The 12668-nt window shown below is 73.4% G+C and carries 14 protein-coding genes; 11 read left to right on the forward strand and 3 right to left on the reverse strand.

What is annotated here, in order from left to right:
* Positions 1-82: 82 nt before the first annotated feature.
* The 7 genes from folP (at position 83) to ACX27O_RS22660 (ending at position 4676) form a co-directional block, all read left to right on the forward strand.
* A complete protein-coding gene (folP, locus tag ACX27O_RS22630; RefSeq protein WP_030327980.1) occupies positions 83-979 on the forward strand; it encodes a dihydropteroate synthase in 897 nt (298 codons plus the stop codon).
* Complete coding sequence (folB, locus tag ACX27O_RS22635) at positions 976-1344, forward strand: dihydroneopterin aldolase (RefSeq protein ID WP_210864870.1); 369 nt, start codon at positions 976-978, stop codon at positions 1342-1344. Before folP ends, folB begins: the two co-directional genes overlap by 4 nt.
* Positions 1341-1868, forward strand: a complete 528-nt coding sequence (gene folK, locus ACX27O_RS22640) for a 2-amino-4-hydroxy-6-hydroxymethyldihydropteridine diphosphokinase (protein ID WP_030327977.1) — start codon at positions 1341-1343, stop codon at positions 1866-1868. The genes folB and folK overlap by 4 nt, the downstream gene beginning before the upstream one ends.
* Before the next feature lie 19 nt (positions 1869-1887).
* Positions 1888-2424, forward strand: a complete 537-nt coding sequence (locus tag ACX27O_RS22645; RefSeq protein WP_030327975.1) for a DUF3180 domain-containing protein — start codon at positions 1888-1890, stop codon at positions 2422-2424.
* 118 nt (positions 2425-2542) lie between these two features.
* Positions 2543-3757 carry an ABC transporter permease gene (locus tag ACX27O_RS22650; RefSeq protein WP_030327973.1) on the forward strand — a complete coding sequence of 405 codons (1215 nt, stop codon included), beginning with the start codon at positions 2543-2545 and terminating at the stop codon, positions 3755-3757.
* A gap of 53 nt (positions 3758-3810) precedes the next feature.
* Positions 3811-4119, forward strand: coding sequence for a hypothetical protein (locus ACX27O_RS22655; RefSeq protein ID WP_030327972.1), 309 nt, complete (start codon positions 3811-3813; stop codon positions 4117-4119).
* Positions 4120-4172: 53 nt separating this feature from the next.
* Positions 4173-4676, forward strand: a complete 504-nt coding sequence (locus ACX27O_RS22660; RefSeq protein ID WP_210858991.1) for a hypothetical protein — start codon at positions 4173-4175, stop codon at positions 4674-4676.
* A 39-nt stretch (positions 4677-4715) separates the two neighbouring features.
* On the opposite strand, the gene ACX27O_RS22665 is transcribed toward ACX27O_RS22660, so the two are convergent.
* Positions 4716-5720 carry an ABC transporter ATP-binding protein gene (locus ACX27O_RS22665; protein WP_210858990.1) on the reverse strand — a complete coding sequence of 335 codons (1005 nt, stop codon included), beginning with the start codon at positions 5718-5720 and terminating at the stop codon, positions 4716-4718.
* A gap of 2 nt (positions 5721-5722) precedes the next feature.
* Between ACX27O_RS22665 and ACX27O_RS22670 the strand changes: the two genes are divergently transcribed.
* The 4 genes from ACX27O_RS22670 (at position 5723) to ACX27O_RS22685 (ending at position 10122) form a co-directional block, all read left to right on the forward strand.
* Positions 5723-6409 (forward strand): ABC transporter permease, encoded by a 687-nt coding sequence (locus tag ACX27O_RS22670; protein WP_210858987.1) that lies wholly within the window; start codon positions 5723-5725, stop codon positions 6407-6409.
* A gap of 2 nt (positions 6410-6411) precedes the next feature.
* Complete coding sequence (locus ACX27O_RS22675) at positions 6412-7146, forward strand: ABC transporter permease (RefSeq protein ID WP_210858995.1); 735 nt, start codon at positions 6412-6414, stop codon at positions 7144-7146.
* A gap of 200 nt (positions 7147-7346) precedes the next feature.
* Positions 7347-8351: a glycine betaine ABC transporter substrate-binding protein gene (locus ACX27O_RS22680; protein ID WP_357596764.1), complete on the forward strand. Its 1005-nt coding sequence runs from the start codon at positions 7347-7349 to the stop codon at positions 8349-8351.
* A 109-nt stretch (positions 8352-8460) separates the two neighbouring features.
* Positions 8461-10122 carry a hypothetical protein gene (locus ACX27O_RS22685; RefSeq protein WP_210864868.1) on the forward strand — a complete coding sequence of 554 codons (1662 nt, stop codon included), beginning with the start codon at positions 8461-8463 and terminating at the stop codon, positions 10120-10122.
* A gap of 18 nt (positions 10123-10140) precedes the next feature.
* On the opposite strand, the gene ACX27O_RS22690 is transcribed toward ACX27O_RS22685, so the two are convergent.
* Entirely contained in the window at positions 10141-11328 is a 1188-nt protein-coding gene (locus tag ACX27O_RS22690; protein ID WP_209444462.1) for an NADH-quinone oxidoreductase subunit D, read from the reverse strand.
* Positions 11325-12602: an SAM-dependent methyltransferase gene (locus ACX27O_RS22695; protein ID WP_458940075.1), complete on the reverse strand. Its 1278-nt coding sequence runs from the start codon at positions 12600-12602 to the stop codon at positions 11325-11327. The genes ACX27O_RS22690 and ACX27O_RS22695 overlap by 4 nt, the downstream gene beginning before the upstream one ends.
* Between the last annotated feature and the right edge of the window lie 66 nt (positions 12603-12668).

Below are 12668 nucleotides of genomic sequence, written 5' to 3' on the forward strand. Positions count from 1 at the left end.
TTCTAATCGGCACGTCAGGGGCAGTGCCGCAGGGTCGACCCGGGTCGCTGGGCGCCGCTGCCGCGACCGGTACCGTCTAGTCGTGACCGATCTGGTGCGGGCCTCGGGCCCGGTGGTGATGGGCGTCCTCAACGTCACGCCGGACTCCTTCTCCGACGGCGGACGGTACGCCGACCTGGACGCTGCCGTCGGACACGGCGTCCGTCTGCGCGACGCCGGCGCGCACCTGGTCGACATCGGCGGCGAGTCGACCCGTCCGGGCGCTGAGCGGATCGACGCCGCGACCGAGGCGGAGCGGGTGTTGCCGGTCATCCGTGAGCTGACCGCCGCCGGTGTGACGGTGAGCGTCGACACCAGCCGCGCCCGGGTGGCGGAGGCCGCGTTGGCCGCCGGCGCGGCCGTGGTCAACGACGTCTCCGGCGGCCTGGCCGACCCGGACATGGCCCGCGTGGTCCGCGACGCGCGCTGCCCGTGGGTGCTGATGCACTGGCGTGGCCACTCCCGCGCGATGCGCGAGCTGGCCACCTACACCGACGTGGTGGCCGACGTGCGGGCCGAGTTGGCCCAACGGATCGACGCGGCGCTGGCCGCCGGGGTGGCCGCCGACCGTCTCGTCGTCGACCCCGGGCTCGGCTTCGCCAAGACGGCCGCCCACAACTGGGAGCTCAGCGCCCGCCTGCCGGAGCTGCTGGACCTCGGCTACCCGCTGCTCTTCGGGGCCAGCCGGAAGTCGTATCTCGGCGGCCTGCTCGCCGCAGCGGACGGCACGCCCCGACCGACCGCCCAGCGGGAGGCTGCCACCGTGGCCACCAGCGTGCTGGCGGTCGCCGCGGGCGCCTGGGGCGTACGTGTGCACGACGTACGGGCCACCACCGACGCGCTCGCCGTCTGGGCCGCCACCGGCAGCCCCCGTCTCGCCGCCGCATCCCGCGACCACTGGCGAGCGCAACACGATCACGAACACGAGGTACGGCGATGACGACGGACCGGATCCAGCTGACCGGCCTGCGGGCGCACGGCCGGCACGGGGTGTACGACTTCGAACGCGCACAGGGGCAGGACTTCGTTGTCGACGCCGTCCTGGAGCTGGACCTCGGCCCGGCCGCAGCCACCGACGACGTCACCGCCACCGTGCACTACGGCGAGCTGGCCGAACGCCTGGTCGCGGTGGTGACCGGGGAACCGGTCAACCTGATCGAGACCCTCGCCGACCGGCTCCTCACGGTCTGCCTGGCAGACGAGCGGGTCGACTCCGCGACGGTCACCGTGCACAAGCCGGAGGCCCCGGTGCCGCACACCTTCACCGACGTGGCCGTCACCATGACCCGGGCGCGTGCCCGGTGACCCGGGCGGTCCTCTCGCTCGGCAGCAATCTGGGCGACCGGCTGGAGCACCTGCGTACGGCCGTCGCCACCCTCGGCGACGCGGTGCTCGTGCTCTCCGGGGTGTACGAGACTCCACCGTGGGGCGACACCGACCAGCCCGCGTACCTCAACGCGGTGGTGCTGGCCCAGGACGACAGCGCGACCCCGCGCGACTGGCTGGAGCGGGCCCGCGACGCGGAGCGTGCGGCCGGTCGGGTCCGGGACCCGCAGCGGCGGTTCGGGCCGCGCACCCTCGACGTGGACGTGATCGCGGTCTGGGGCGACGACGGCGAGCCGGTGCTCAGCGACGACGCGGAGCTGACCCTGCCGCACCCCCGGGCCCACCTGCGCGCCTTCGTGCTGCGCCCGTGGATCGACATCCAGCCGTACGGTCAGCTGCCCGGTCACGGCTGGCTGACCGACCTGCTGACCACCGGCCCGGCGGCGGACGAGGCGTTGGAACTGCGTCCGCGGCCGGAGTTGGCGTTAGAGTCGACGGCATGACCGAGCGGAACCGGCCGGCATGACGCAGGCGAAGCCCCCACCCCGCGGGTCGGGCCCGGACGGGTCCCGGATGGGCCCCACCCGGATCTCGACACTGGTCGTGGCCGGGCTGGCCGCGGCGGCGGTGGCCTGGCTGCTGATCAGCACCCTCTACTACAGCGGCATTCCCCGGTTGCCCTGGCTGCCGGTGGTGACGCTGGCCGGGCTCGCCGTGCTGGAGGCGTACGCGGCGATCAACACGCGGGGTCGGATCGAGCGCAAGCCGGGCCGGGACCCGGTCAACCCGCTGATGGTCGCCCGCTTCGTGGTGCTGGCCAAGGCGTCGGCACTGGCCGCGGCGATCTTCGCGGGCTTCTACGCGGGGCTCACCGGTTGGCTCTTCGTGGAGACCACCCGGGCCGCCCTGGACGATCGACCGGCCGCCGGTGGGGGCCTGCTCGCCGCACTGGCCCTGGTCGGCGCCGCGCTCTGGCTGGAGCGCTCCTGCCGGGTGCCGGAACGCCCGGACGACGAGCGCGAGCAGGACCCACGCGAGAGCCGCCCCGGCCAGCGCTGAGCAGGGGGTTACGCCCGGCTGCGGGCGCGGGTACGGTGCCTGCGATCAGAGAGCGAGGCCGCCCAGGGTCCGTCCGTGCGCCGGACCGGGGGCGGTCGGCCACCGGGAAGGCGGCGTCATGGGGTACGAAGAAGCGGGCCGGGACCGGTCGGCCGAGCCCTCGTCGGGGGTGCCGGCCGCGGTACTGGAGAACGTCTTCGACGACCCCACCCACGGTGAACCCGGCCGGGACCGGATCGGCGTACACCTGGGGTGGGAGCTGGTGCTGCTGGCCGGTCTGGCGGCCGTGAGCTGGCTGCTCTGGCAGGAGGACCCGGCCGCGGTGCGCGACGGCAACCTGCGCACCCTGCTGATCGACGCGGTCGGGTTGGGTTTGCTCGCACTGGCCGCTGGGCTGAGTCTGCGGACGGCCGCGCCCAACCTGGCCATCGGCCCGGTCGCGGTGGCGGCTGCGCTGCACTACGCCGAGCAGGGTGACCGGGGCCTGCCGGCGTCGATCGGCCCGGCGGTGGCGGTCGCGGCGGTGGGCGGGCTGGTGCTGGCGCTGGCCGTGGTGGTGCTGCACGTGCCGGGTTGGGCCGCCAGCCTGGCCGGTGCCGCCGCCGTGGTGGTGTACATCGAACGCCGTTCGGCGCCCGTGCTGGTGCAGGGTGACTACGAACCGACCAGAAGCGCCGGGTACCTCTTCGCCGGCTTCGCCGCGGTGGCCGTCCTCGGTGGGCTGTTCGGCGCGATCCGGGCGATCCGCCGGCTCGTCGGCCGGTACCGGCCGGTCGTCGATGCGGCCCGCCGCCGGGGTGCGGTGGCCGCCGTGGTGACCGCTGTCGCGCTGGTCGTCTCCACGGTGCTGGCCGCTCTCGCCGGTGTGCTGCTCGCCGCGAACGACCCCGGCCCGGTGGCGCCGACCTCGGGGTTGGACTGGACCGTGCTGGCAGTCGGCGTGGCCCTGCTCGCCGGCACCAGCGCGTACGGCCGCCGGGGCGGGGTGTTCGGCACGCTGCTGGCGGTCGGTCTGGTCGCCGTCTTCCAGGTGTACGCGTCGGAACGCGACTGGACGTTGAGCAACTGGGTGGTCGGCGGGGCCGCGCTCGGCGTCGGGCTCCTGGCGACCCGGCTGGTCGAGACGCTCGGGCGGCCCCGGGCGGGCGGCCCCGAGCAGCCCGAGCCGGTCAGCGACGGCACGATCAGCTCGGGTTGGACGATGCCGCAGCAGCAGTCGGTCGACAACTGGCCGCCCACCCTGCCGACCCAGGCCGCGCCCCCGCCCGCCGACCCGTGGCGGGATCCGCGCTGGGAGGACGGCCCGCGGCAGTGGGACACCGACGGTCGGTGAGCCGCGTCGCGTCCGCCGAGCCGGAGCTGATCTCGACAGTTAGGCTCGGCGACATGACCGACACACCTGCCGCCACCCCCGGCGGAACCTCGTTTGAAGAGCTTGACGCGTTGCCCACCGAGGAACTGCGGGAGCGGGCGTTCGCCCTGGCCCGGGAGCGTCGCGACGTCAAGTTCTACTGGTCGGTAATCCGCCACCTGCCGAACGCGGACGAGGCCACCGTGCTGGACGGCGCCCCGAACTCGATCGGCCCGACGATCGACGAGGCCAACGCGTTGTGGCGGGAGCTCACCGGTCACGGGTACGAGGAGTCGGCGCCGCTGCTGCGGGCCGCCTTCATCGACTACCTGATGAAGCACTGAGCCGCCCGGGGCAGCCCAGGTCCGCCCGATCCAACGGTGCGGGGGCTGGGCGGATGGCGTCGTTCCTGCACCGGTCCGGCCCGGTCAGCCGCTACGGCACGGCCGCCGGCACCGGCGCGCTGGCCGTGTTGTTGCTGGTCGGCATCTGCGGCAGTCCGGCGTACACCGGTTGGGCCGCCACCCTGACCGACCCGGAGTCGGGCGGTGCCTTCTACGCGCGCCTTCTCGCCTGGCCGGCCTGGCGGTTGGACGCGGACGGGCAGGCCGGCGGGTTGTTCGCCGCCGACGTGCGGGCCGTGCTGCTGGTGGTCCTGGCGGTGGCCCTGCTCTACCTGCTGCCCGCCGCCCAGGTCGCCCGGGTGCCGGGCCCGGTCAGCCAGTTCTTCTCCGGTTGGGCCGCGTACGTGCTGGCCGCCGGGCTCGCGGGCCTGCTGGCGACGCTGTTCGGCCCGACGTCGTCGCTGCTGGGTGCTTTGGAGGCCGCCAGCACCGGTGCCGGTTACGGCTTCCTCACCGGGTGGATCATCGGCGTCGCCAGCCTGGGCGGTCGCGCCTGACCGACCCGACCGAGGCGGGGTCAGCCTCGGTCGGGTCGGTCAGGTGGTCTGTCGGCCGAGGTCGAGGAGGCGCTGTCGGCTGAGCGTGCCGACCGGGCGGCCGGCGTCGGTCACCAGGAGCCGGTCCCGGCCCGAGGTGAGCAGGACCGCCAGCGCGTCGTACGCGGAGCCGTCCACCGTCACGGTGGGCAGGTCCGCTGCGGTGCCGTCGGGCACCGGCTCCAGCGCGTCACGGTCCAGTGGGGTCACCGCCAGTCGGCGGATGCCCCGGTCGGCGCCGACGAACTCGCGTACGAATTCGGTGGCGGGTGCGCCGAGCAGGGCGGCCGGGGTGTCGTACTGCTCCAGGTGCCCGCCCGCGGAGAGCACCGCGATCCGGTCGCCGAGTCGGACCGCCTCGTCGAGGTCGTGGGTGACCAGCACGATCGTCTTACGCACCTCGGCCTGAAGGCGCAGGAACTCCTCCTGGAGGCGGGCCCGGACGATCGGGTCGACGGCCGAGAACGGCTCGTCCATCAACAGCACCACCGGGTCGGCGGCGAGTGCGCGGGCCACCCCGACGCGCTGACGCTGGCCACCGGACAGCTCGTGCGGGTAGCGACCACCGAACTCGGCCGGGTCCAGCCCGACCAGGTCGAGCAGCTCGTCCACCCGGGCCCGGGTCTGGCTCTTGGGCCAGCGGAGCAGGCCCGGCACCGTGGCCACGTTGGCCCGCACCGTCTGGTGTGGAAAGAGGCCGACGTTCTGGATCACATACCCGATCCGACGGCGTAGGCGCACCGGGTCGACGTCGGTGACGTCCTCGTCGCCGAGCGTGATGCGGCCGGCGGTCGGTTCGATCAGGCGATTGATCATCCGCAGCACTGTCGACTTGCCGCAGCCGGACGGGCCGATCAGCACCACCAGTTCGCCGGCCCGGACGTCCAGGCTGAGGTCCCGGACAGCTTCGGTGCCGTTCGGATAGCGCTTCTGGATGCCGTGCAGGGAGATCGACGCCGCGCGAGGTGACTGGGCCACGCTGGCAGCCTCCGGGGTAACGTCCACGTATGTCCTTCCGCCTGAGCTACCTGGCCGACCCGGGTAACCCCTGGTTCTCCTGGCAGTACGTGCGGGACAACTCTGACACGATCCTCGCCGCGGTGCGCGAACACGCCTCCCTCACCGGGCGGGCGGTGTTGATCGCGGTGCTGATCGCCCTGCCGTTGTCGGTGCTGGCGTACTGGTTCCGTCCGCTCGCCGGCCCGATCCTCGCTGTCAGCGGGGTGGTCTACACCATCCCGTCCCTGGCGCTCTTCGCGTTCATCGCCCCGTACCTGGGCACCGGTGCGACAACGGTGCTGGTCGGGCTGGTCCTCTACGCGCTGCTGCTGATCGTGCGCAACGTGGTGGCCGGTCTCAACCAGGTGCCGCCGGAGGTTCGCGAGGCCGCCGAGGGCATGGGTTACGGCAGGTGGAGGCGCCTGTTCCGGATCGATCTGCCGCTGGCGCTGCCGGGCATCGTGACCGGCGTACGGCTGGCGACCGTCTCGACGGTGGCGCTGGTCACGGTCGGGGTGCTGGTCGGGCACGGCGGGCTCGGGCAGTTGATTTTCGCGGGCTTCCAGAACAACCTCTACAAGGCCGAGATCATGACCGCCGCGCTGCTCTGCGTGGCGCTCGCGGTAGTGCTCGACCTGCTGCTCATCCTGGTCGCCCGGCTGGTGACCCCCTGGTCCCCCCGGAGGGCGCGGTGATCATGGCGGCGAACCCGATCGGGCAGGCGATCACCTGGATCAACGACCCGCTGAACTGGACCAACCCGGGCGGCATGCTGGACCGGCTCGGCGAGCACCTGACGATCTCCGCCCTGGCGGTGGCGCTCGGGTGCCTGGTGGCCTGGCCGCTCGGGCTCTGGCTCGGGCACCTCGGCCGAGGTGGCGGCCTGGTGGTGCTGATCTCCAACGCGACCCTGGCCATCCCCACCCTGGCGTTGCTGACCATCCTGCCGGTGGTCTTCGCCAGCGGCTTCGGGAAGACGCCGGTCGTGGTGGCGCTGGCCGTCTTCGCCGTGCCGCCGTTGCTGGCCAACGCGTACACCGGGGTGCGGCAGGCGGACCCGGAGGCCCGGGACGCGGCCCGGGGGATGGGTCTGTCCAGCGCGCAGTTGCTGCGCCGGGTGGAGTTGCCGCTGGCCGTGCCCTATCTGGCGGCCGGCTTCCGGACCGCAGCGGTTCAGGTGATCGCGACCGCCGCGCTGGCGTCCTTCGTCAACGGCGGGGGCCTGGGCCAGATCATCCGGACCGGCTTCGGGATCGGTATCGCGGCCGGCGGCGGGCAGATCGTCGCGGGCGGTGTGCTGGTGGCCGGGCTCGCGCTGCTCGCCGAGGTGGTCCTGGGCGGTGTCGAACGGCTGGTCACCCCCAAACCACTGCGACGCGGGCGGCAGCGCCTGGGACGCCCCCGGGCCGCCGACGCCACCGGCAGCGCGTGACCCGTCGGGGTGGGCCGGCGTCGAACTGACCACCCCGCCCGGTTCGTTCGGTGACGATGGGGTGACGAAGTCCATCCCAAGTTGTCGGTCGGTTGCGGAGGATGTTGGGTGGATATTCGCGGGCGGCCGACAGTCAGGATCGCCCGTCGGACACGCGGCCGGCCCGGGACGGGCCGCGCCGGGACACGGAAGGCGGGCACATGCGCGCACGTACACGTCTGGCGATCGGGGCGGTCAGCGCCGTCGCCGGGGCAGCGCTCCTCACCGGCTGCGGTGACGCCGGCTCGTCCGGCACCGACGCACCGCAGTCGAGCGCCTCCGGCGCCGGGTGCGCCCCGGTCGCCGGTCAGCAGCTCATCGCTCTGCAGGACGACAAGAAGCTCCAGAACTCCGACAACGTCATTCCGGCGGTCAACAGCAAGGCGGCCAACCCGCAGTTGATCGCGGCACTGGACAAGGTCTCCGCCGCGCTCGACACCCCGAAGTTGATCCAGCTCAACAAGGCGGTGAACGAGGACCGCAAGACCCCCAAGGTGGCGGCCGAGGAGTTCGCGTCCGCCAACAACCTCACCGCTGGCATCGCCAAGGGCCCGGGCGGCGACATCACCGTCGGTGCCGGCAACTTCGCCGAGAGTCAGATCCTCGGCGAGCTGTACCGGATCGCGCTCACCGCCGCCGGTTACCAGGTCAAGGTGCAGCAAATCGGTAACCGGGAGCTCTACGCGCCGGCTCTGGAGAAGGGCGAGATCCAGGTCGTCCCGGAGTACGCGGCGACCATGGCCGAGTTCCTCAACACCAAGGCCAATGGCCAGAACGCCCAGCCGATCTCCTCGCCGGACATCAACACCACGGTGACCGCGCTCAAGGCCGAGGGCGACAAGGCCGGCCTCACCTTCGGCACCCCGGCCGCCGCGCAGGACCAGAACGCCTTCGCGGTGACCCAGGCCTTCGCCGACAAGTACGGCGTGCGGACCCTCTCCGAGCTGGCGGCGAAGTGCTCCGGCAGCGCGACGGTGCTGGGCGGGCCGCCGGAGTGCGAGCAGCGTCCGTTCTGCAAGCCGGGCCTGGAGAAGACGTACGGGCTGTCGGTCGGCAAGTTCTCCTCGCTGGACCAGGGCGGGCCGCTGACCAAGAGCGGGCTGCGCGACGGTTCGATCAGCGTGGGCCTGATCTTCTCCTCGGATGGTGCCTTCGCCACCAGCTGAGCCCTCCCCGCACGCGCTGTGGACGCCCCCGCCCCCGACCGGGCGGGGGCGTCCGCGCGTCCCGGGGACCCGTTCCCTCCGCCGGACATCGTGGGTAGGCTGCACATCCATGCCAGCCCCGGCCACCCCCGACGCCCGGCGTCAACCACCGCTGCTGACCATGCTCTTCTGGGCGGGCGTCGCCCTCGCCCCGGTGGCGGCGCTGATCCTGCTGGTGGCCGACGGCAACGGCCCGCTGCGCTTCGCCGCCGTGCTCGCCATCCTCGCGGTGGTGTTGATCGGTCTGTCCATCGCGCTGCGGCCCGAGGGCGAGGTCGACTCGGTGCGGACCGACGAGCTGCTGGACGAGATCGAAGGGCTGCGTCGGGAGCTGCGCAGCGAGATCGTGGCCGCCGCGCAGCGCGGCAACCAGGCGCTCGACCAGGCGCAACGGGCCCAGGAGGCGATCGCCGCGGTGCGTCGCCGACTCGACGTCAGCGGTGCCGCTCTCGCCGGTGCCGCCCCCGCTGTCGAACCAGCGGGCGCCGGGCGGGCGCGGGTGGCTGCCGTCGAGCCGCCGGTGGACGACACGCCGGCGGCCCGTAGCCGGGTCCCGGGTGACGCGTCGGCCGGCCGGGCCCGGGTGTCGAGCCCCGACGACGCGCCCCGGTGGGGGCGCTCCGAGCACCCGGACGACGACGAGCCGGGGTACGCGCGGGCAGCCCCCGAGCCACCGGCCACCGCCGGGACGTACGGCGGGGAACGACCAACGGCCGCCGCGTACGGCTCAGCCCGACCCCGGGAGCACGACCGCCCCGAACCGGCCCACCGGCCGGGTGGCGTGGTCAGGCACACCGAGACCGTGCACGTCACCACTCGGCACACGGTGGTGGACGGCGGCGCGGCCGAACCCGCCGGGCGCTACGGCGGCGGGTACGCCGGCCAGTGGACCCCGCCCGCGCAGGAGTGGACCCGGGGCGGCGACGCGGACGAGCGCCCCCGGCCGGCCGGCCGGGCGAGGCACGAGCCGGACGAGCGCCCCCGAGCCGGGTACGGCGACGAGCCGGGCTGGACGGGCCGCCGCGACGAACCAGAGTGGACCGACCGGCGCGACGGGTACGCCCCACGCGACGAGCCCACCCCGCCTTCCCGGTCGCACCGCACCCCGGAGCGGCCGGCGGCCGCCTCCTGGGACAGCCCGGACGATCGGGGCTGGTCGGAGCAGCGTGACCGGGCGGCTGCCGCGCCGCAGCCCGGGCCGCCCCTGCGGGCTGACGACACCGGCGAGTACTGGTCGCAGTTGCGGACCGGTGACCGGTGGGCCGCCGTCCGCGACGACGAGAACGGCCGCGAGCTGCGGGTCGGCGAACGTCGGGCCGAGGTGCACGCCGACGCCACCGGCACCGAGTACCGGATGGCCGACCGCTGGGCCGCCGTCCGCCACGAGGAGCCGCGCCGCCAGGAGGACGCCGGCGGTTACGAGGAGCCGCGCCGCTACGAGGACGCCAGCGGTTACGAGGAGCCGCGCCGCCACGAGGAGGCCGGCGGTTACGAGCCGGCGCGTCGCCGCGACCGCGACGGTGGCTGGCGGGACGAGCCGGGCCGGCCCGCGCTGCCGGCGGGCGGTGTGCCGGTGCCCGACGAGTGGCGTCCACCGCGCCAACGCGGCCACCAGGCGGAACCCGCGCCGGAACGGACCGGCCGGCGGCGGGTCGACGAGCGTTACGGCTACCCGCCCCAGGACGACGTGCCGCGCGCCGGGGGCGCGCCACCCGCCGACCGCTGGCGCTGACCGGTCAGCCGGCTCGGGTCACTTGTCGATGTCGCCGACCACGAAGAACATCGAGCCGAGGATCGCGATCAGGTCCGGGACCAGGCAGCCGGGGAGCAGGGTGGCCAACGCCTGCACGTTCGCGTACGAGGCGGTGCGCAACTTCAACCGCCACGGCGTCTTCTCGCCCCGCGACACCAGGTAGTAGCCGTTGATGCCGAGCGGGTTCTCTGTCCAGGCGTACGTGTGTCCCTCCGGCGCCTTGAGCACCTTCGGCAGCCGGGTGTTGATCGGCCCGGTCAGCCGATCCACCCGGTCCAGGCACTGCTCGGCGAGATCCAGCGACGCGTACACCTGGTCGAGCAGCACCTCGAACCGCGCGTGGCAGTCCCCGGCCGTCCGGGTGACCACCGGCACGTCCAGCTCGTCGTAGGCCAGGTAGGGGTCGTCGCGGCGCAGGTCCAGGTCGAGCCCGGAGGCTCGGGCCACCGGGCCGGACGCACCGAACGCGGCGGCGTCCGCGGCGGACAGCACACCCACGCCGACGGTGCGGGCCAGGAAGATGTCGTTGCGGCGGATCAGGTGGTCCAGGTCGGGCAACCGGCGGCGTACCTCACCGATCGCCGCGCGGGCCCGCCCGGTCCACCCGTACGGCACCTCCTCCTTGAGGCCACCCACCCGGTTGAACATGTAGTGGATCCGGCCGCCGGAGACCTCCTCCATCACCGCCTGGATGGTTTCGCGTTCCCGGAAGGCATAGAAGATCGGCGTGATCGCGCCGATCTCCAACGGGTACGAGCCGAGGAACATCAGGTGGTTGAGCACCCGGTTCAGCTCCGCGAGGGCCATCCGCAGCCAGGTGGCCCGCTCCGGCACCTCCATGCCCATCAGGCGTTCCACAGCGAGCACCACACCCAGCTCGTTGGAGAACGCCGAGAGCCAGTCGTGCCGGTTGGCCAACACGATGATCTGCCGGTAGTCACGCACCTCGAAAAGCTTCTCCGCGCCCCGGTGCATGTAGCCGACGATCGGTTCGCAGGCGACCACCCGCTCGCCGTCGAGCACCAGCTTCAACCGCAGCACACCGTGCGTGGAGGGGTGCTGCGGGCCGATGTTCAGCACCATGTCGGTGCCGAGCTGCTGATCACCGGTGCCGGCGACCAGGCCGGCCCCGGTGCCGACGGTCAGTTCACGAAGGTCCCCGGCGTCGGTGGTCATGCCCGTCATCGTGCCACGACCGACCCGAGCGGGATGCCGACCGGCTGGCGCAACCACAGGTGCCCGCCGAGCCCGGCCGGGTCGGTCAGCTCGGCCACCGCCGACGCGGCGGCCAGCGCCCGCACGTAGCCGGCCGGGTCGGTGCCGGCCAGGCTGAGCGGCGGTCGCCCACCGTCGGCCCCGAGCGCCCGCAGCGCCTCCCGCTGCGGAACCATTGAGTACGCGCACCGGGCGACCGCCGCACCGGCGGAGGCGACCGAGTCCATGGCCACGTGGGCTGTCACATCACTCGTCCCGTCCGGCACCGGAGGCACCTGCCGCCCACCCCGGTACCCGGTCAACGTCCCGTCCACCGGCCTCTCGTCGCGTAGGTGCCCGTAGTCGACGGCAACCGCCAGCCCTCGGCTGATCTTCCGGACCGCGTTCGCCCAGGCTTCGTCCCTCGGTCTACCGATCTCTGCGCGGTGGTTGCCGTGGGGGGTTTCCGGGCAGCCCGGCCAGCTCCGGGCGGTCAGGCTTGATCCCTGCGCCGGCCGGGCTGCCCGGAAACCCGACTCGCTTCCGCTGGTCGCGTCAGTCGAGGTCAACCCCGGATCCGGGTCGCTGGTCGCACTCGGGGAGCTGGTGAGGCTGGGCCACCAGGTGGTGAGCCAGTCGACGTCGTCGGGGGTGACCGGCTCGCCGATCGTCTCCGCGCCGCTGTCGGGGTCGACGAGCACGTATCGCCAGCCATCGGCGGTGTGCACTGCCACGTCCAACGGGACGTTGTCCAGCCATTCGGTGGCGATCAACAGTCCGGTGATCCCGTCGGGAATCTCAGCGGTCCAGCTGATCTCTTCGGGCAGGTTCTCGGGGCGGTCGGCGTACTCGACTGCTGTGAAGCGGATGCGTTCCGCAAGCGACGGACGGACATTGCCGGACGGCGGCTCCCCGCCCAGCGGACGGGCGGAGGCCGTGGGAGTCAGGGTTTCCGGGGAGCCCGACCACGCAGGGATCAAGCCTGACCGCCCGGAGTGGGCGGGCTCCCCGGAAACCCCCACCGCGAGCCCGACGAGAGCCCGCAGCAGCTCGCCTCGCCCAGCCCCCACGTCGACCACGTCGAGCCGCGACGGATGCCCCAGAGCGGCGTCGACCTGCGTGAGCAGGCGCAGCAGGGCGGTGGTGAACGCCGGGGACGCGTGCACGCTGGTCCGGAAGTGGGCGGCCGGCCCGCCGCCGGCCACGAAGAAGCCGCCCGGCCCGTAGAGGGCCTGGTTCATGGCGTCCCGCCAGCGGATCGGCATCAGGTCAGGGTGCGTCACCGTGCCGACCCTACGGTCACCGGTTGTGGGCCGACCCGTGATCCCCGC

This window comes from Micromonospora sp. SD19 (genome assembly GCF_054462275.1).